Below are 18,416 nucleotides of genomic sequence, written 5' to 3'. Positions count from 1 at the left end.
GGATATTATCCGATCAACGGCGGTTGATTGGCGAAGAAAACTTGGTCACCAATCGCTGGCGGTCATGATTTCCCCGCCGGCGTGGGTACATAGGGCGTACAGGATCATGATGTTCATGTCCTTGTGAATGAAATGAACGGAGCCATCGCAAGCGGCGACATTCGCCCCGTCCGGGTGGAAACCGTAAATTCCCGAGAAGTTCGAGCAATTGACGGCACACAACCCCGGATAAGTCCGGCCGTCGCGAGAGTGGCCGCGTACCTCAAAGTGGTTGGGGGCCGCCCACGGGCCGCGAGTGGCGTCTTGGGGATGTTCCTTGTCTCTGGTTCCGGCGAACCATGCCTCGTTGCGCCCGGCCATTTCGGTCACTAGCAGGGTGTTTGATTGGCCGTCGACAATGTCCGCTAGCCGCAACGGCGCCCGAATGCTTTCGTTGGCGAAGACAGTCCAACGATCTGTCTCCGGGGGCAGGATGCCCATTTCCATCACATTCGGGAAAACGCCGCCATTGCCGGCGTAGTCCCCGGCCGAGGCTGTCCAGTTCTTGCCGCCGGTGGTTCCAGCCACTGTCCGGCCGGGGCTTGGCGTCGCAGGGCATTGCATCACGGACAAATGGGTGCCGATCGCTTCCTTGTTCGCCGGATCGTAATAAGGCAAGTCGAAGCGAATTTTCTTCACGATGGCCTCCTCCCCGGCGAAGGGGAGGATGAGCGTGAACCAACCATGTTCCGGGGAGATCGTCGATCGAGGAGGGAGTCTGCCATGTTCGCGTTCGTAAGCCAACACGGCCATCGAGATGCGTTTCAACCGATCCTGACACCCGACCCGGTCGGCGATGGCCCGTGTTTGCCAGATGACAGGAAAAATCAGGCTCGCCGTGATGAGTGACAGACCCACTGTCACCAGTGCGTCGATCAAGACGAATCCCGATCGTCCTGGCTTGTCCATCGATTTGTCCCGCAAGAGTTTGTGATTCATCTCAGAAGTTATCGGGAACTTCGCCGTTGCTGCGGGTGGTAATCGCCATCAAAATCTTTGGCGACAGGCTCGAACGGAGAGAGCGAACCGAGCCATCGGCCATTCCAACATTCCCGACGGATGGATGGAACGAATAAATCCCCCGCACATTGCTGCAATTGACGGTGCATGGACCGGTCGTTCCGATGTTCCCGATGGCGTTGAATGTGTTGATGTTATAGGTGTTGTTGTGCGCCCAGGCGCCGTGGATGGTGGAAGACCACAGGATCGTGCCATTGCGATCCGTCACGGCGCTGGCGGGGAACAAGCCGGTCGGGGTGGCGATGTAATTCGGGTCCGTGAACGAGGTGAGTTGCTTGCCGTTGGCGATGTAGACCCAAGGCCGGCCCGAACATTCGCCGATGGCGATGGTGTTGGAGGTGCCGTCCGTCGCCCCGGCGAAGGTTTCCCCGGACACCAAGCCTGTGGCGCCGTTGATCTGGTTGCCGAAGATACCGCTGCCATCGCCGGGGGCCACGCCCCAAGCGTTGGTGTAAGCGGTCGCGTTCACGCCGGAGGAGGCGAAGTAATCAGACCGGCCATATTCCACGGGAACCGTGCCGGTCAGGTCGAACGCCGGGGTTGTTTTGAGCGTGGGGCTGGAGGGACATTCCACCACCGACAACCGGGTGGCAACGGCGGTCGCGTTGACTGAACTCTGCCAGGTGATCGTCGGGGCCGCTGGGGAATATTTGGTGTAGCCCGTGAGAAGGTTCCCCTGTTCGACATATGGGAGAACCTGGACCACCCAGCTATCACCGGTCGAGTATGGGATGGGGAGCCGCCCCATCGCGCTCTCGTAACTATGGCAGGCGAGGACCAGTTGCTTGAGGTTGTTGGAACACTTCATCCGGTTGGCCGCCTCCCGGATCTTTTGCACCGCCGGCAGCAGCAGACCAATCAGGATGGCGATGATCGCGATCACCACCAATAATTCAATGAGTGTAAAAGCATTACGACGCACGAAAACTCCGGAGGTGGGATATTGGCGGGGGTGAAAACCATGTCGGCGAAATCGTCGCCAAACACATGCTCACTGGAGATTGCAAACCCGGCGCCAACCCAGTTTTGGGCCGGATTAGCACCGGAAGCGGTGTTTGTCGGCTAATTTTTAGCCGATGGTGGCCAGCGATTAGCCACCTGAAGAATTGGCAATGGTTGAGGGAAACGTGAGAGCGATCACATGCCCGATGCGCTTACTTCTTCCCCGGCAATTTGAACGCCTCGGCCTCGGCGGGGCTAATCAATCCGTCGCCGTCCGTGTCGAGTTTCTGGAAGTCGGCGGCCGTTCCGGTGAACTCGCGGCGGGACACATCGCCATCGCCGTTGCGGTCCATCGCCCGAAACCACGATGGTCCGGCTCGGCGGCCCGTTCCCAACGGAGTCAGGGGATGGCCCCGGCTGGCAGTGGCGATCAATTGGCGCGGCAAGGGCGCGGCGGGATCGTATTTGCCATCCTTCATTAAACCGGCGGACGTCACACGGTCCAATGCCCCCCGAATTTCGCGGATGGACAGATTGCCATCCCGATCGGCGTCGAGCAGTTCAAACAGACCGTTTCCGTGGTCCAAGACCGTCAGCAAGACGAGGCTGTTGGCAAACAAGTCCTGAAGGTCGAGCTAGGCGTCGAACTCCTTGCGTGTCAATTTGCCATCGGCATCACGATCCGCGAAAGCGAGCAGCGGAACCAAATCGCCATTACGGGCGGGGGCGGCGGCTTCCTTTTCATCGATCACGCCGTCGCCGTTCACGTCGGTTTGGGTGAATCGATCAACGATCCGCTTGCGAGCGGCGGCAAGGGCCGATGGCAGTTTGCCGACATCATGTCGGACTTCCAATCGGAGGTTGCCAACGGCCAGATCGAAGCGTTCGTTCCGAATCGTCGCCCCCTTGGGGGAGCCGATGATTTCAAACGCTGGCTTGCCTTCCTTCGATTCGCCGAGCATGACACGGCAACGGATGTCCGGTTCCAAGGTTCGCCACACCAGCAATTCGGCCGGGCCGAGTTTGCCATCTTTATCTGTGTCCAGTTTCTCGAATGTCGCGGCATCCAAGTCGGATTCCGGACGGTCCAGTTTACCGTCTTTGTTCGCGTCCCGCCGGGCGATCAAGACCGTCGCCCAATGAGTGTCATTCAGTCGGAGCGGAAGAGTGATGAGCGGCATCTCGTCGATGATTTTGGCCGGCCGATCTTCCGGCGAGGGAGCCGGGAGCATCGTGGCCCCGATGGCGCCCGGATAGGCGACTTTGGAGACGAGTTCGGCCGGGCTGACCATTTCGTCGTCGTTGCGATCAAACTTGGAAAGCATCGCCGGAGCGGCCTGCCACTCTTTGGCGGTGACAATCTTGTCCCCGTCCGTGTCGAGAGCCTTCAAGATCGTCGAGGAAAGCACGTCGGCGTTGGCCGAACGGCCAATCCCGATCACCGTGCCCCCCAGCCCCGCCCGACGGTGGAAATCAATCAGTTCGGCAAGAGTGAGTTTGCCGTCGCCATCTGCATCTAGTTCCGTCCATGACGGCGCCTGCCCCCCATAAGGGCCGAACTGGCCCCAGATGTTTTGACGAAGCGAAAACGCGCTCGGCAAACGAACCGCTTCTTTTTGGTCGATCACGCCGTTGCCGTCCCGATCCACGAAGGCGAACAACTTGGCGAACGCCTCGTCTTGAAGAGCGCAAACAGATTTCCCGTCGATCTCCACTTGGAATTGGATTCGCAGAACGCGATCCCCGGCGAGGGCGATCAGATCCAGATGATCGGCCCGAGGGCCGACGGCGACCTTGGGCCGGGGTTTCGATTCATCGGCCAACAAAACGCCCGCCGTCAGCACGACGGCGAGCAACGAAAACCGGCCGGTCATACGATCCCCTCAATGGGCTTCGCGCTCGGGTCCGCAATGCGGATGGGCCGGGCGACATTGGACATATTTTGCTTGGTCGGGTCAATGCCGAGGGATTTGCACATCGTGGCGATCATGTCCGGCACAGTCGTCTTGCGATCCTCGACCGTCGTGCCGTCGGCGCTGGTCTTGCCGACCGTCTGGCCGCCCTTGACGTTCGCTCCGGCCATCACGGCCGTCCACGAACTTGGCCAGTGATCCCGGCCCTTGGCCCCGTTGATCTTCGGCGTGCGGTCGAATTCGCCCATGCAAACAACGAGCGTCGATTGCAACAGGCCCCGTTCTTTCAAATCACCCAAGAGGGCGGCGAAAGCGTTGTCGAGCGTGCCGGACAAATCCTTCACCCGCTCAAAGTTGTTCTGATGTGTGTCCCAACCGCCGAGGGTCACTTCGACGAAAGCGACGCCGCGTTCGACCAAACGCCGGGCGAGCAGACAGCCCTGTCCAAAAAGATTTCGACCGTAAGCCGTGCGGGTGGTCTCCTTTTCGTCCTCAATGCGGAATGCCCCGGCCGCCTCGGGACTCATTAACCGAACCGCCCGTGTCGTCGCGGATTGCAGGCCAGCCACCACGGGACTGGTTCGCTTCCCGGCGAATTCTTTGTCCAAGCCGTTCAATAGATTCAACCGGTCCCCTTGGGCCGTGGCACTCACGCCCGACAGCCGGTCAAGATCGGGAACCTTGAGGCCGTCGAGGGTGCCGCCTTCCTCACCGATGGCCAGCGGGGAATACTTCGGCCCCAAGAACCCGCCGCCGAAGGTCATGCCATTGCGGGCCGGGGCGATGCACACGAAGCCGGGAAGGTCGATGTTTTCCCGGCCAATTTCATGGGCGACCAACGAGCCGACCGCCGGGAACTGGATGGCCCCCACCGGGGAATAGCCCGTCATGGCGAACTGGGTGGCCCGGCCGTGATCCCCTTCTTTGCCAGTCATGGAGCGAATCAGCGCCATGTCCTTGGTCCACTTGGCAAGCTTCGGCAGGTTCTCGGAGATCTTCACGCCGGGGGCGGCGGTTTCGATTTCTTGGAACGGTCCGCCGTTGGCGTGGCCGGGCTTCAAGTCCCACATGTCGATGGTGGCCGGGCCGCCGTTCATCCATAACAGAATGACGGATTTTTGCCGACGCGGATCGGCGGCCGTCTCGGCAGCCAGCCGGTTGAACCAGCCCGACGACCAGGCGGCCGCGAAGCCGACGCCCGCCGTGCGGAGCAGATCCCGCCGGGAAATATCAACGGAACGAATCATGTCTCACTCCTTGGGGAATACCGGGGGATCAATGGTTGGTGTTAAATTCACTGGAGTTCAGCAACGCCCAAAACACATCGGCCAAGGCTTTCGTCGGGTTCTTTTCGGCTCCACCCGAGTCCACATGTTTCACCAAGGCAACCAACTCAGCCTCGGTGGGGTTGCGACCCAATGTGGCAAAGAACAGTGTTTCAACCTTGCCCTTGGTGTCCAAAAACGGGGCATCGGCGGCCGCGGCCAACGCCGGGCTTTTGTCGGCTGTGGAGAGATCACCGGTCAATCGGCCATTCATCAGGGACAGGGCCTGCACAATGGAGCGTTGCGCCGTCACGGGGCGATCAATCAAGAAACGGGCGGCAAACGCCTTGCGACCGCGAGTTCCGCCTTGGTTCATGATTTCGGCGGTGAAGTCCACACGGTCGCTCCGCTCGGCCGGCAATCCGGCGGCGAGGCGAAGGCTGTCGAACAACTGTTCCCCGGTGAGACCGCGAACGGGCGCCCGGTTGAACAGGCGGGTTTCGTCTGTCCCCATCGAGGCAGGGCTTCCCGTGCTGGAAAGCTGGTAGGCCCGGCTCAACACCAGACTTTTGATGATCGATTTCAGGTCATATTTGCTTTCGGCAAACGAAGCCGCCAGATCGTCCAGCAATTCGGGATGGCTCGGTGGGTTATCTCCGCTGAGATCATCCAGCGGTTCCGCGATGCCAATGCCGAAGAAGTGTGCCCACAGACGATTGACGGCGTTTTTCGCAAAGTACGGATTCTCTTTCTCGGTTACCCATTTGGCCAACAATTCCCGGCCGGTGTCGGTTTCCAGCTTGACGGGCCAGTTGAGTTTTCCATCGGTCAGCAATTTGGCCGAAACGGTTTTTTTGGTGTCCGGGATGCCGAGTTCCAGTTTGGCCGGCATCGTGTCGGAACCGCCGGTCGGCTTGGCGAAGAACGCAGCTGTCTGCCAGAACTGGTCGCGGGTCCGCCGGGCAAAGGGGTGGTTATGACATTGGGCGCAATCGAGATTGATTCCAAGAAAGGCGCGGGCGGTGTTGGCTGCCAAATTCTCCGGCTTTTGCTCGCTGGCCACGAAGAACCCCACTGGGGAAGCCTCCGGCGAGACGGGTTGGAAACCCCGGCGATAGGCCGTGCCGGTTGGGACGGTCAACAATTCCTGAACCATCCGGTCATAACCTGTGTTCTGCCGCAAGCGGGAAACCAGCCAGTCCTCGAAATCATCCCCGAGCCGGGAGAATTGCCGCGTGTCGGCTTGCGGCATCCATGTTCGCCGCCAAGAGGTGGCAAAGTGGTTTGCGTAGCCGGGAGAATCGAGCAGATTGTCCACTAATCGGGATCGCTTGTCCGGCCGGGAATCGGCCAGGAATTCTCGCGACTCCGCGACCGTCGGAATACGGCCGATCAGGTCAAGCGACACTCGCCGGAGAAAGGTGGCGTCGTCGGTCATCGCCGATGGCTCGACACCGGCTTCCTTCCAAACCTTGGCGAGTCGTTCGTCTATTTTTTTGGTCAGCACTCCCGTTTCACCCGCCATCACGCCGGATGCGAACAGGAGGATGCCGACCAATGCCAATCGTCGTCTCATCTGGTTTGCTCTCCGGAGTGCGTCAGGGAAGTTTGAAATCGATCTCATTGTCTTTTTCAGCCACGGCGGCCTTCAACTTGGTGGTGTGGGCGAACCGATAGACGTTCTTCAGGCGGTCGGGAGCCATTGCTTCATCCTCAGCCTCGGGACTATCGGGTGCGGCTCCCCCGGTTTTCGTATCCGTTTTGACCGAGGGCTTTCGCGGCCCCGGCCAGTAAATCGTCACCAGATACTCGCCCGCCGGAGCGCCATCCTGATCGCGATAGGCACTCAGCACATACATACCATTTTCGTCGGCCGTGGCTCTGGGCTGGACTTCCCGTTGGTCTTGGGCGACAGCCACGAAAGCGATTTCCACCTTGGCCATTGGCTTGCCCTCGAAAGTTAGTTTGCCATGAACCTTGAAGACGGGCTTCTCCTTTTTCGTGTCAGAGCAACCTGTCGGGAACAAAACAACACCCAACAATAGCATCCACCCCTCGGGGCGAATCTTCATGATTTTCCTCATTATTCAAAATCCGCCTCGCGGAGCATTTCGCCGCCGCGCCGGGTGAGAACCGCGTAGAAAAGCCACACATCAATGCTCTTGTTCAGAAACCGCACCGAGCCATCGGCCATCAGGAAATTGCAACCATCCGGATGGAAGCTATAAACAGCGGCCGAATTGGAACAATTCATCGCGCACGGGCCGGGAGCCTTGGTGCCGTCCCACGAATATCCACGCGGGGCGTTGAAGCCGTTCGCCACCCAAGTGCCTTCCCCATTGCCCATGTTTTCGCGGGTGGTTTTCTTGTTGAGATTCCACCGATTGGGTTTGTCCGCGATTTCCACGATGCCCATTGACGTGGTGGAAAGTCCGTCGCTCACATCCGCAAAGGTCCGGCGGTCGGTGTCGTTGTAAGCAAGGGTTCCGCTACGATCATGGCCGGGCGGGAATATGTCCCGGATGGCCTCGGTGATGAGCGGCACGCCGGTGTAATCCGTCGGGGCCGCCTTGAAGGCGTGGGTCTCGCGCATTCCACTCAGCACACGATCCGGTTCCGGGGTGGCCGGGCATTGGGCCACTGTCAACCGGGTGGCAATCGTTTCGGCATTGGCCGGGTCGTGCCAGGGCTTGCCAGTGCTTTCCAATGATTTGGCCAGTTTCCCTTCGCCGAGATACGTCAAAATCTGCGGAAAGATTCCCCCGCTGGTGGCGCTGGCCGAATAGACGCCCGGCAACCGGCCATCGTGATGGTCGGCATAATCGATGACCGCATGGCCGATCTTTCGGAAGTTATCCCGGCATCGTTCTCGGTCGGCGTCGGTTTTGGTTTTGGCGATGGCCGGAAGGGTCACGCCAATCACCCCGGCCGTCAGCGTCAGCGTCACCACAAGGGAGACGACTGTGCGGCCGTTCCGGCATGAATTCTGATTCATGGTTGTCATCCGTTTGGGTAATGATTGGACAAGTTACGGCAACATGCCCCACGTTTCGCCGGCGTGGCAAGTCATGAGGGCATAGACCACCCATTTGTCCGTGCCCTGCGTCAGAAATCGCACGGAACCATCACCCATGACAAAGTTGCACCCATTGGTGTGGAAACTGTAGACCGCCGCTGAATTCGAGCAATTCATCATGCAAGGTCCGGGAGCGGCTGAACCATCCGCCAAATAACTGCGGGGAGAATTGTAAGAATCAGCCGCCCAAGCCCCGGACCCGCTTGTGTTGGTGGTTGCAGTCGAATAGAGTTTGCCGGCGCGCCAGACATTGGGCTTGTCCGCGATTTCGTTGATTCCCAAGAACGAATTCGACAAACCGTCGGTGACTGCGGAAATAGGCCGGGGAGTGCTTTGGAGAATGTATGTGTTCCAGCCACTGTCCCCTGTGCCGGTGGCTCCGGAGGCTGGATAAATGGTCGGGTTGTAGGCGGTCAGTTCGGCGATCACCGCGGCATTGGCGGTGATCTGATTGCAAAAGATGTAATCCGTCGGGGCGGCCGAATAAGCCAGCCCGCCGTTCGCGGCGGTGGCCGTCCCCGTAATCATTCGCCCGCCGTTGGGAGTGCTCGGACAAATAAAGCCCGAAATCCGGGTGCCGATGGAGGCGGCATTATTCGGATGTGAGAAGCCAAGCGTCAGGTCTAAATTTCGATAGGCATTGTCCTGTTCCAAGTATGGCAACACCGTTCGCAGGGCCGAACTCACCGACACAATGCTGCCCGTCGTCACGGTGTAATTCACCGCCGGAAAGGCGCTGTCATTGGCCGCCGCTGCGTTGTGGAATCCGAGGCCGATCTGCTTCAAATTGTTGGAGCATTTCATCCGGTTGGCGGCCTCCCGGATTTTCTGAACGGCCGGCAGCAACAAACCGATCAGAATGGCGATGATCGCAATGACGACAAGGAGTTCAATGAGCGTGAACCCCCGACGACCGTGAAACGGCTTCATGGTGCGGAATCCCTTGGAGAAAAACACCTTGGATATGAGTGTCACACGCACGCAGAGGGGAAGACTCAACCGGCCGGGTGAGGGAGGAAAATCAATCAACCCCACTCCGCTTTCGCAGCGGTTTCGCATGACGGCCAACACTAAGGCATTTCTCATGCCGAATGATTAAACGCTGAGAAGAACCGGTTCTCAGAACGTTTTTCCAAACCAGATGTGATCGAAAAAAAGCTTGTTTCGCGGAAATTACCGACAAAATCACGCCGATTCTGAAGCAGGTCCCTCTGAAAACGGACTCTGGGTCGGACACATATGATCTGACACAAGACAGAACATTTTTTGGTCGATGCCGATCAAGAAGTGGCCACCAAGCCAATGATTGATGGATGGAGTTTGCATCTCCGACAGTCCGAAAACGCGGGGGCGGCAGACAAAAAATTCGCCATGATCGCCGAAGAGGAAATGAATGTGATGGCCAATGCGGTTTGATTGTCCGCTCCGACTTTAAGCCCTGCCTCACGCCATGTGTGAGGCAGGGCCTTTGTAAGAAATCAGCGGGGCTGTTCTGACGGCCCCCGCCGATCCAGACCTCCATGTTCTGTTCGGATCATCATCGACAAACTTACTTCTTGCGGACGAGTTTCATCTGGCCGCAGTGGCTCTCGGACGGCTTGCCGCCTTCCCAGGCTTCTCCGGCAATCTCGATGTGATCGTCATCAAGGAAGGTGACGGTCGCCCCGTGCATGTGGGTGTCCTTGGCCGGGTCCAAGTTCGTGCCACCGGCGAACTTCCAGCGGATCTGGTTCGCCGGGGCGGTCAGGTCGGCCTTCATCCGCGGTTGGTTGCCCAAGACGCAGTAGTGGGTCATCAAGAGATCACCCTTGTCCAAATGGTAGACCGAAACCATCTCCATCGGCTGGCCCGGAAACTGTGTGTCTTGAATGGCAGAGCCGCCAGCGGTCACTTTGACGACCGATACCACTTTGTCGGTCGGTTTGCCATCCTTGTCGGCCTCCACCCAAGTGCCGACCAATTTCTTCAGCTTCTCGAACTTCTGGTCGGCGGGTTGAGCCTTGGCGGTTGCTTCTTCGCCACGACCGGCGGAAGCGACAACCAGCATCAGTCCGGCGATCATCATTTGCTTCATCATCTCAAACTCCAATTTAGAAAAAGGGGCGAAACAGAACTCCCGCCAGTGCGGGGTTGTGCGCAAGGATCAAATCATCTCGGCGTCAACACCATCAGCATGTGGCATTGAGAACCATCACCATCCAGCCCAAACCAAAACGGTCGGTGACCATGCCGTAGCAGGGTGACCAAAAGGTTTTGGCGAGCGGCATCTGCACGCTGCCGCCGTCGGCGAGCGCGTCAAAGGAATGCTTCGCGTCGGCCTCGGTCGGGAGCGTGAGGGCGAGCCGAAAGCCATCGAACTTCGACTTGTCGTCGCATCCGTCGGAGGCCATGAGGCAAATCCCCCGGATGCGGAACGAGGCGTGCATGATCTTCTTTTCAAAACCTTGCTGAAGCATTCCGGGCGGGGTCGGCTCCGGGCTTTCATCGAACCGCATCATCATGTCGACTTCCGCGCCCAAGGCCGTGCGGTAAAATTCGATGGCCTCTTCGCAATGGCCTCCGAAGAACAAGTACGGCGAGATGGTGGTGTCAGGCATTTTGAACCTCGTTATGTGGTTGGTAATGAATCTCGGGCGACTCGTTGGTCTGTCCTTCTCTCGACCCGCAAACTAGTCGAACGGGCCGGTCGTAAATCGACATGGCTCACGAAATCGAAACGGAATATTGCAACTCGGAAAAATCGAACAGCGGTCGCACCTCGACCGAGCCAAGCCGGGCGCCGGGATGCTGGGCTGCGACACGGAGTGCCGCCTCGTGGGATTCAGCCAGAATTAGGTAGAAGCCGCCAAGCACTTCATGCGTTTCGGCGAACGGGCCAGCGGTGACCTGCCGCTTGCCATCGCGTACCCGCACACAGGCAGCCGTCGAGGCCGACTGGAGCGGCGAGGCATTCAGGTATTTTCCGGCGTCACTCAATCGTCGGGCGAGCAAGGCGGCTTCCACCATCGCTTCCCGCAGAACTGACGAGTCGGCTTCCCGCCATTTGGTTTCATCGTCGTAACAAATGAGCATGTACGGTGTGCCATTTGGGTCAACGGAGCCGACCGGGAACGGCCGTGCCGGTGGCAAGCCATCGATGGAAAGCAACGGCCGGATTTCGGCCGTACCCTTGTTGATCGGCGGGAGTCGGCTGGCGATCTCAATCGCTTCGTCAATGTCGGCAAGATCAAGCACAAAGTAACCGCCAAGATGTTCCGTGGTTTCGGCGAACGGACCGTCGGTGATGAGCGTCCGTCCATCCCGCACGCGAACCGTGGCGGCCGTGGTGATTGGTTGAAGCGGTGAGGTCGCGATGAATTTCCCTTGGGCGGCCAGTTCTTCACAGATCTTCAGGCATCCAATCATGCAGTCTTTGCGTTCCTCGTCCGTCCAGCAATTCTCGCCGCCGTACATGAGCAACATGTATTTCATCGCATTCCCCCGTGATATCTAACGATTGCACTCGATTTCATGTCGAATTTGTTCGACCAAGTGATAATCCCAAACCTGCCGTCCCGCTCGTCACCCATTAGTCGAACGGGTCGGCCGCCAATCGACATGAGTCGGATTTTTTTTCAAACGCCTGACGGCGACGAGCGGCCACCGGCGCGGAGCAAGTCATGCGAGCGGTGGAATCATCAGAGTTGCGAAAGTCGCTTCATCAGGAATCTTCGCTCCGGCTCTTGTTGCGCCAAAGTGAGCGCCCGTTCGTAGGCCACACGGGCTTCATCTTTTCTTCCCAATCGGCGAAGCAAATCGGCGCGGGCAGCGTGGGCAAGATGGTATTCGGCGAGGTCGCCGCGACCTAGGATCAAATCGATGACATTCAATCCGGCGGCGAGACCATCGCGCATCGCCACGGCAACAGCCCGGTTCAATTCCACCACTGGCGATGGGTTCAAGACGATCAGGGCGTCATATAGAGATGCAATTCGCCCCCAGTCGGTGGCCGCCGCCGTCGGTGCGTCCGCATGGACGGCGGCGATGGCCGCCTGTAGCGTGTAAGGTCCAAATTTCAGGGCTTTCAGTGATTGATCGACCAAGGACCGCCCTTCCGCAATGAGGCGGGTATCCCATGCAGAGCGGTCCTGCTCCTCAAGGAGAATGATGTCGCCGTCCGTCGTTGATCGCGCACGTCGGCGGGACTCTTGGAGAAGCATGAGCGCGAGCAGGCCAATGGCCTCCGGTTCGGGCAACAACTCGACCACGAGCCTCCCCAAGCGGATGGCTTCGCCCGACAGATCCGCTCGCGTGATCGCTTCGCCCGAGGTGGCTGAATAACCTTCGTTGAACACCAAATAGATGACGGTCAGCACTGATCCCAATCGCTCCGAAAGCTCGTCGGCCGCCGGGATGGCAATGGGGATACCCGCGTCGCGGACCTTGGCCTTGCCCCGCACAATCCGCTGGGCCATTGTCGCCGGCAGGGTCAGGAATGCCCCGGCAATCTCTTCCGTCGTCAACCCGCACACTTCCCGCAACGTGAGTGGAATCTGCGCCGAAAGATCGATCGCCGGATGGCAACAGGCGAAGACAAGCCCCAAGCGGTCGTCTTCAATCGCCCGGTCTACTCGCGCGGTGTTGGACTCGGCGATTTCCGCCAATCTTCCGGCAAGTTCCGGTTGGAGAGTGTTGAAGTGGCTGAGACGGCGGCGCGCGTCAAGGGCTTTAAACCGACCGGCGGATACCAGCCAAGCCCGCGGGTTGTCCGGAAGACCTTCCCGCGGCCATCGTTCGACCGCCGCCGCAAACGCCTCGTGCATGGCTTCCTCGGCCAGATCGAAATCCCGCAAAAACCGCACAAGCGAGGCGAACACACGACGAGATTCGGAGCGGTATGTCTCCTCGATCAATTGATGGATGTCCGTTGCGGATGGTGGCACGTTGCTCATCTCCCGTCTGAGTCGCTTCATCATTCGCAACTGCCGTCACGAATGATGAAGCGAGAATGTGCCCACCGTTTATGGGGCACTTCCAATGTGCCTCCTCATGGATGAAGTGGGAGAGTGAGAAAGTAATGTGCGACCCATGCGAGTGAAATGTCAGTTGTGAAATTGTTTATTCGATCACAGGCCCGCGCGTCGATTCTTCCATCAGGCAACTGGCTCACGCCCGCCAGCCGACTTGGCGTCAACAATTTCATGAGGCCATGAAGCGAGGTTCCCCCATCAAGGAAAAGGGTTTCCTTCGTATGGGCCACGGTTGCGATGACTCATCGGCCTTGAGAAATATTCAGAATGAAGAACCCTTCATCCACTGCTGCGTTTTCTTCCGGATTGGGGCCAATCAAGAGCAAAAAGCAAATGCCATTCTTTCATTGTGAGTCACTCGGCGCTGATTTTGCTATCCCCGCCCTTCATTGTGTTGTCGATTGATCGGAGGGTGGCGGCCTTATGCTGGCGCAAATATCAAACTGGTTTTCGGACCCCACAAATATCTGGTTGGGCGGTCCGACATTCTTGGGGGCAACCGCCGGTCGATGGGCCGCCTTGGGTATTTTCACCGCATTCGGCTGGCTGATCGGCTGGCTCTCTGGATGGCCTTCCCTCCTCATATTGCGTCGAATGCGGGCGCATGTGCCCAGCGTCGTTTGGGCTGAAGGATTTGAACGCCGCCTCACCGCCCCCGTCGGCCTCATTATCATGGTTGCCGCCGCAAGAATCGGGATTGAAGTGCTTGAATTTCCGGCGGAGTACGGCGGCGGGGTGCGGACTGTTTGCAATATCGTTCTGGCCGCCGTGGCGACTCTGCTCGCGATTCGGCTGGTCGGGGTGACAAAGGAATATCTGCAGGCCGTTTTGGTCGGCCGGACCAAAGATCCGGGGAAGATCCGCTCCATCACCACGCGAATCTCCGTGCCTTCTCGAATCCTTCAATTCTTGCTTGGCGTGGCCGGCGTTGCCCTGACATTGCTCCAATTTCGAGCGGTTCAAGAGGTCGGCGTCAGTCTTCTGGCCTCGGCTGGCGTGGCTGGCGTCATTCTCGGGCTGGCGGCTCAACGGACGGTGGGCAATGTGCTGGCCGGTCTGCAACTGGCCTTTGCCGAGCCGGTTCGCATTGGCGACACAGTGGTGGTCGAGGGCGAATTCGGAATCGTCGAGGAGATCAATCTCACTCACGTTGTCGTGAAGGTTTGGGATCTTCACCGGTTGATTCTGCCGGTGAGTTACTTTGTGGAAAAACCATTCCAAAACTGGTCCCGACGATCATCGGAGATGATGGGAACGGTCATGCTATACGCCGACTTCACCGTTCCCGTGCAAGAACTCCGTGATGCGTTAAAACGAGTCTTGGACGCAAGCGATTTGTGGGACGGCAAGACCCAAAATCTCCAAGTCACCGATCTGTCCGGAGACAAAGTGGAGCTCCGGGCCTTGATTAGCGCCTCAGACAGCGGCCGACTTTGGGACTTGCGGTGTTATGTCCGTGAGCAATTGCTGACATGGCTGCAATCACGCGGTCAGGGACATTTACCCTTGCGCCGGGTGGAAGCGGTCGGCAGTCAAAAGAATGGAAGCCTTTCTCCGGAAGCGGCCGCCGCCGGGCTTGGGGATCGCCAGGCAGGCCATGATTAATGAATGGGTTCAAAATCCGGGCTCATGTTTTTTCATCCTCACTGATTCTTAGCCCTGCGTTTATCATTCCCGCTTGGTTCGCAGTCTGGTATCCTGCTTTGATTCACGGAGACGCGAGCCATGACACCAGGAAGCACGCCGGAACAAGCCGTCAAGCAGTTTCTGGCCGCCCGCAGCCAGAATCCAAATCTGACGCCGGAGGACTTCTGCCGGTCAGCGTCAGAACTGTCGCCGGAGGCGGCTCGGGTTTTGCAAAGCATCAACTTTGAATCGGGCGTGGCGGGCACTTTCACGCAACCGAGATCGGCCGGGTCAGCCTCCTCTGTCCCGTCGTCCGCCCCGGAACCGACGAAACTCGGTGCGTATGCGATCCGCAGGAAACTCGGCCAGGGAGGCATGGGGACCGTGTACTTGGGCATGGATTCCCGGCTCGACCGCGAGGTCGCCGTCAAAGTGATGCGGCCGGAGATTTCGGCCAACCCGGAAGCCCGCGCCCGCTTCTTGCGGGAAGCGAAGGCAATGGCGGCCGTCAAGCACGACCACGTTGCCACGATTTACGCCGCCGACCAAGAACCGGATGGCACGACATGGCTGGCCATGGAGTTGCTGGAAGGCGAATCACTAGAAGACTCATTGAAAGCCGGTCGGCCGCTTGACTGGAAAGGGGTCATGCGGATCGGCCGCGAAATTGCCCTTGGCTTGGCGGCCGCTCATGCGAAAAAAATGATCCACCGGGACATCAAGCCAGCGAACGTGTGGCTGGAGTCTCCGGGCGGCCGGGTGAAGATCCTTGACTTCGGCCTGGTGCGTCCGACCGAAACCGACAGCGACATGACCGGCGTCGGCGCACTGATCGGCACCCCGGCCTACATGGCCCCGGAACAAGCGGATGGCGGCCCCATCGATCACCGATGCGACCTGTTTAGTTTGGGTGTGCTGCTGTATCGACTGGCGACGGGCAAATCGCCGTTTATTGGCCTGACGGTGTTGGCCACCCTGATCAATGTCACCACCGAGGAACCAGAGCGGGTGATGACCCTGCGGCCTGACTGCCCGCCGGGCCTCGCCGTTCTGATCCACCGCTTGCTGGAAAAAAATCGCGACTCACGCCCGCCGACCGCCGGGGCCGTCGCCGAGGAATTGCAACGACTTCTTCATGACGACTCCCAAACGCCGTTGATGCTTCCGCCCAAATCGGAGAGAGAACCCGTCCGGGCGGGAAGAAGCAAAGCGTGGCTCATCGCCGCGCCCGTCTTGTTGCTGCTGTTGGTCGGCGGGTTTATTGTCATTAAGCAGATGAGCAAAGATGGCACGGAACCTGAAGCCAAAACCAAAATTCCCGACCAGCCTGTGGCGGCGTCTGCCGACAATAAGGACAAGTCTAAGGCTGTCGTATTTCCCGACGACAAGGGCAAGTCTCCAACCCTTGCAATTCCCGACAACAAGGACAAGCCGCCGATCGGAGCGGCTCCCGATGACAAGGGCAAGCCACCGGTCGTCGTGGCTCCTGAAGAAAAAAGCAAACCGGTGACCGCGTTGCTTGGCAATCCGAAGACAGCCCCCTTACCGCCGACTTTCGCGAACTCGCTCGGCATGGAGTTCGTGAAGGTTCCGAAGGGAGCCGGATGGCTCGGCGGTGGCGACGGGGCACCGGGACACACCAAGGCCGAGTTCGCCCGCGATTTTTACATTGGCAAATACGAAGTGACGCAAGAGGAATGGACAAAGATAACGGGAAAGAATCCAAGTGAGTTCTCGCGGACGGGCGATAGCCAAGTTGCAGTGAAGGACATCAAGGAAGAGGATTTGAAACGCTTCCCGGCCGAGAACATGTCATGGGATGAAACGCGGGCGTTCTTGACGCTATTGAACAAAAAGGATGGCCAAAAAGGCTGGATCTACCGCCTGCCCACGAGTCAGGAATGGGAGTATGCCTGCCGTGGCGGGCCGCAGGCGGACAAGTCGAACAGTGAGTTTGATTTTTACTTCGCCAAGCCGACAAATCAATTGGCACCTGAGCAGGCGAATGTCTTTTCCGGTCCGGAGGAAGGGCTTCAACGTCCGGCCAAGGTGGGTTCGTACAAGCCGAACCCATTGGGCCTTTACGATATGGTCGGCAACGTGAACGAGTGGTGCGACAATGCCTACAGTCCGGGAAGCGACATCAAGGCGACCAAAGGCGGTGGCTGGGTGGACATCGCCGCCAGTTGCCGGTGTTCATTTCTCGGCGCGTGTGGACCGGCAGACCGGCGATCAACTCTGGGCTGCCGCTTGGTAATCGTCCCGGCGGATTAAACACGCATGGCCGCAAGAAATGAAAACGGGGGCTGCCATCCATGGCGAACGGCCCAAGCCGCACCCCCGAAGCCATCACGTCCCTGCGACGGCCAAGTAAGAGAATTAGCGAGACGGCAGATGGCTTCAACCCTGCTCGGGGAAGTAATGTCATCCTTCGAGAAACGTAATGTTTCGCAGCTTGCCCATTCTTCTGATGTTGTCTTCGTTCACGGCTTTTTCAGGTTCAAACAACCAAAACTCGCTTGATTGCTCTGGTGAGTGATTGGGCAAAATTCAAGCGACTTTAATGTCGATACTCCGAAACGGACATCAGATCGATGGGGCCGAAATTGGGAAGATGTTGACGATGCCTCGCTTGCATGAACTATCATTTTTCAATGAACCTCTCCCGGACCAAACCATGACGCCTGACGAAGCGAAACAGCTCACCGAACAAGCCGAGAACCGGATCCGTGCCGAGGCTGTACGCGACTCGCTGGCCTTGGCGATGGATGTCCTTCACATCCTCCAGTCAGTTCAGGGTTATGCCGCGATTTTGACCGGTTGCATCGGGCCTGATCCGAGAGCCGCAAGACATGTCGAAGACTTGCGGGGTGTCGCGGAACGAGGCATGGAAAAACTGCGGGAGTTTGTGTCAAAGGTCAAATCCGGCAAAACAGACGATGCGGACGAGCCCGTGATCCGGGAAAATTGAGCGGCATCGTGTTACCCGAATTGGTGGAATGGGGTAGATCGTGCCGCACAGCATTGAACAACTTCGCATGCCTTCATGGAAATTCAGTTTCGTAATTCCGCTTCGTATGTTCCGATGAAATCTTGCCAAGAAATGGCGCCATCTCCGTCCATGTCCGTCTCTGCGATGATGCCGTCTGCCCAAAGCCAGCGAGTCAACCCGGAGCCGATTCCGGCGTGGGTCAACAATCTCTTCAACTCTGCTTTGTCAATCAATCCGTCTCCGTTGATGTCGTAGTCATCGAAGGCGGCCTTGTAATCGCCATGGAATCGGTCACTCACAAAGGACGTTATCTGATCGACGATCATATGTCGGTGTTCGTTGATAATCATGGTGGTTCTCCGGTCGTGCCATCCCAAAGTCCTTGAGAGTTAGAGGCTCCTTTCCTGAATGATGTGCAATTTTCGGACCGTTCGTGCGGTGACAGAGCCATTGCGATCTGATCATTCGATTTGCCTGGTCGCCTTCGGGCGAGAACATCCCCTATTGCTGTTGGATTCTGAGCGGAAGGAAGCG

Annotated in this window: 17 protein-coding genes; 3 read left to right on the top strand and 14 right to left on the bottom strand. The window is 58.4% G+C overall.

Features of this window, described 5'->3' with window-relative positions; all coding sequences use genetic code 11:
- Window positions 1-45: 45 nt before the first annotated feature.
- From BGIM_RS56990 to BGIM_RS0105440, 13 genes are all read right to left on the bottom strand, one after another.
- Entirely contained in the window at window positions 46-978 is a 933-nt protein-coding gene (locus BGIM_RS56990) for a DUF1559 family PulG-like putative transporter (RefSeq protein ID WP_020468798.1), read from the bottom strand.
- 1 nt (window position 979) lies between these two features.
- A complete protein-coding gene (locus BGIM_RS0105505) occupies window positions 980-1,981 on the bottom strand; it encodes a DUF1559 domain-containing protein (RefSeq protein WP_029629764.1) in 1,002 nt (333 codons plus the stop codon).
- A 232-nt stretch (window positions 1,982-2,213) separates the two neighbouring features.
- The gene (locus BGIM_RS48825) at window positions 2,214-2,621 is read right to left on the bottom strand and encodes an EF-hand domain-containing protein (RefSeq protein ID WP_020468796.1); all 408 of its coding nucleotides are present in this window, start codon (window positions 2,619-2,621) and stop codon (window positions 2,214-2,216) included.
- 15 nt (window positions 2,622-2,636) lie between these two features.
- Window positions 2,637-3,875, bottom strand: a complete 1,239-nt coding sequence (locus BGIM_RS0105495) for a CREC-EF hand family protein (protein ID WP_020468795.1) — start codon at window positions 3,873-3,875, stop codon at window positions 2,637-2,639.
- Window positions 3,872-5,161, bottom strand: a complete 1,290-nt coding sequence (locus tag BGIM_RS0105490) for a DUF1501 domain-containing protein (RefSeq protein WP_020468794.1) — start codon at window positions 5,159-5,161, stop codon at window positions 3,872-3,874. The genes BGIM_RS0105495 and BGIM_RS0105490 overlap by 4 nt, the downstream gene beginning before the upstream one ends.
- A 28-nt stretch (window positions 5,162-5,189) precedes the next feature.
- A complete protein-coding gene (locus tag BGIM_RS0105485; protein WP_020468793.1) occupies window positions 5,190-6,755 on the bottom strand; it encodes a DUF1549 and DUF1553 domain-containing protein in 1,566 nt (521 codons plus the stop codon).
- A gap of 22 nt (window positions 6,756-6,777) precedes the next feature.
- Window positions 6,778-7,251, bottom strand: a complete 474-nt coding sequence (locus tag BGIM_RS56985) for a transthyretin-like family protein (RefSeq protein WP_157368624.1) — start codon at window positions 7,249-7,251, stop codon at window positions 6,778-6,780.
- An 11-nt stretch (window positions 7,252-7,262) separates the two neighbouring features.
- Entirely contained in the window at window positions 7,263-8,174 is a 912-nt protein-coding gene (locus BGIM_RS0105475; protein ID WP_020468791.1) for a DUF1559 family PulG-like putative transporter, read from the bottom strand.
- A 33-nt stretch (window positions 8,175-8,207) separates the two neighbouring features.
- A complete protein-coding gene (locus BGIM_RS0105470; protein ID WP_052639667.1) occupies window positions 8,208-9,314 on the bottom strand; it encodes a DUF1559 family PulG-like putative transporter in 1,107 nt (368 codons plus the stop codon).
- A 490-nt stretch (window positions 9,315-9,804) separates the two neighbouring features.
- Complete coding sequence (locus BGIM_RS0105460) at window positions 9,805-10,332, bottom strand: hypothetical protein (RefSeq protein ID WP_020468788.1); 528 nt, start codon at window positions 10,330-10,332, stop codon at window positions 9,805-9,807.
- Window positions 10,333-10,423: 91 nt separating this feature from the next.
- The gene (locus BGIM_RS0105455; protein ID WP_020468787.1) at window positions 10,424-10,852 is read right to left on the bottom strand and encodes a VOC family protein; all 429 of its coding nucleotides are present in this window, start codon (window positions 10,850-10,852) and stop codon (window positions 10,424-10,426) included.
- Window positions 10,853-10,958: 106 nt separating this feature from the next.
- Complete coding sequence (locus BGIM_RS0105450) at window positions 10,959-11,726, bottom strand: YciI family protein (protein WP_020468786.1); 768 nt, start codon at window positions 11,724-11,726, stop codon at window positions 10,959-10,961.
- Between the two features lie 206 nt (window positions 11,727-11,932).
- Window positions 11,933-13,186 (bottom strand): RNA polymerase sigma factor, encoded by a 1,254-nt coding sequence (locus tag BGIM_RS0105440; protein WP_040888218.1) that lies wholly within the window; start codon window positions 13,184-13,186, stop codon window positions 11,933-11,935.
- Window positions 13,187-13,783: 597 nt separating this feature from the next.
- On the opposite strand from BGIM_RS0105440, the gene BGIM_RS48815 reads away from it, so the two are divergent.
- The 3 genes from BGIM_RS48815 to BGIM_RS0105420 all read left to right on the top strand — a co-directional run bounded on the left by BGIM_RS48815 (window position 13,784) and on the right by BGIM_RS0105420 (window position 17,861).
- Window positions 13,784-14,869, top strand: a complete 1,086-nt coding sequence (locus BGIM_RS48815; protein ID WP_157368623.1) for a mechanosensitive ion channel family protein — start codon at window positions 13,784-13,786, stop codon at window positions 14,867-14,869.
- Window positions 14,870-14,989: 120 nt separating this feature from the next.
- Window positions 14,990-17,164, top strand: a complete 2,175-nt coding sequence (locus tag BGIM_RS56980; protein WP_020468782.1) for a bifunctional serine/threonine-protein kinase/formylglycine-generating enzyme family protein — start codon at window positions 14,990-14,992, stop codon at window positions 17,162-17,164.
- A 403-nt stretch (window positions 17,165-17,567) separates the two neighbouring features.
- Window positions 17,568-17,861: a hypothetical protein gene (locus BGIM_RS0105420; RefSeq protein WP_157368622.1), complete on the top strand. Its 294-nt coding sequence runs from the start codon at window positions 17,568-17,570 to the stop codon at window positions 17,859-17,861.
- Between the two features lie 83 nt (window positions 17,862-17,944).
- On the opposite strand, the gene BGIM_RS48805 is transcribed toward BGIM_RS0105420, so the two are convergent.
- Window positions 17,945-18,232, bottom strand: coding sequence for an EF-hand domain-containing protein (locus BGIM_RS48805; protein ID WP_020468780.1), 288 nt, complete (start codon window positions 18,230-18,232; stop codon window positions 17,945-17,947).
- Window positions 18,233-18,416 lie beyond the last annotated feature (184 nt).

The sequence above is a fragment of the Zavarzinella formosa DSM 19928 genome (assembly GCF_000255705.1).
In the GTDB taxonomy this organism is placed as follows: Bacteria; Planctomycetota; Planctomycetia; order Gemmatales; family Gemmataceae; genus Zavarzinella; species Zavarzinella formosa.
Note: the sequence above shows the minus strand (reverse complement) of the source record. Positions and strands in the feature narration are given on the sequence as shown.

What these genes read in the sequence shown, in the direction of transcription:
- BGIM_RS0105455 (WP_020468787.1), bottom strand. Translation starts at nt 10,852, where the DNA reads ATGCCTGACACCACCATCTCGCCGTACTTGTTCTTCGGAGGCCATTGC.
- BGIM_RS0105470 (WP_052639667.1), bottom strand. Translation starts at nt 9,314, where the DNA reads ATGCGAAACCGCTGCGAAAGCGGAGTGGGGTTGATTGATTTTCCTCCC.
- BGIM_RS56990 (WP_020468798.1), bottom strand. Translation starts at nt 978, where the DNA reads ATGAATCACAAACTCTTGCGGGACAAATCGATGGACAAGCCAGGACGA.
- BGIM_RS56985 (WP_157368624.1), bottom strand. Translation starts at nt 7,251, where the DNA reads ATGAAGATTCGCCCCGAGGGGTGGATGCTATTGTTGGGTGTTGTTTTG.
- BGIM_RS0105460 (WP_020468788.1), bottom strand. Translation starts at nt 10,332, where the DNA reads ATGATGAAGCAAATGATGATCGCCGGACTGATGCTGGTTGTCGCTTCC.
- BGIM_RS0105495 (WP_020468795.1), bottom strand. Translation starts at nt 3,875, where the DNA reads ATGACCGGCCGGTTTTCGTTGCTCGCCGTCGTGCTGACGGCGGGCGTT.
- BGIM_RS0105485 (WP_020468793.1), bottom strand. Translation starts at nt 6,755, where the DNA reads ATGAGACGACGATTGGCATTGGTCGGCATCCTCCTGTTCGCATCCGGC.
- BGIM_RS0105475 (WP_020468791.1), bottom strand. Translation starts at nt 8,174, where the DNA reads ATGAATCAGAATTCATGCCGGAACGGCCGCACAGTCGTCTCCCTTGTG.
- BGIM_RS0105420 (WP_157368622.1), top strand. Translation starts at nt 17,568, where the DNA reads ATGACGCCTGACGAAGCGAAACAGCTCACCGAACAAGCCGAGAACCGG.
- BGIM_RS56980 (WP_020468782.1), top strand. Translation starts at nt 14,990, where the DNA reads ATGACACCAGGAAGCACGCCGGAACAAGCCGTCAAGCAGTTTCTGGCC.
- BGIM_RS48805 (WP_020468780.1), bottom strand. Translation starts at nt 18,232, where the DNA reads ATGATTATCAACGAACACCGACATATGATCGTCGATCAGATAACGTCC.
- BGIM_RS0105440 (WP_040888218.1), bottom strand. Translation starts at nt 13,186, where the DNA reads ATGAGCAACGTGCCACCATCCGCAACGGACATCCATCAATTGATCGAG.
- BGIM_RS0105450 (WP_020468786.1), bottom strand. Translation starts at nt 11,726, where the DNA reads ATGAAATACATGTTGCTCATGTACGGCGGCGAGAATTGCTGGACGGAC.
- BGIM_RS0105490 (WP_020468794.1), bottom strand. Translation starts at nt 5,161, where the DNA reads ATGATTCGTTCCGTTGATATTTCCCGGCGGGATCTGCTCCGCACGGCG.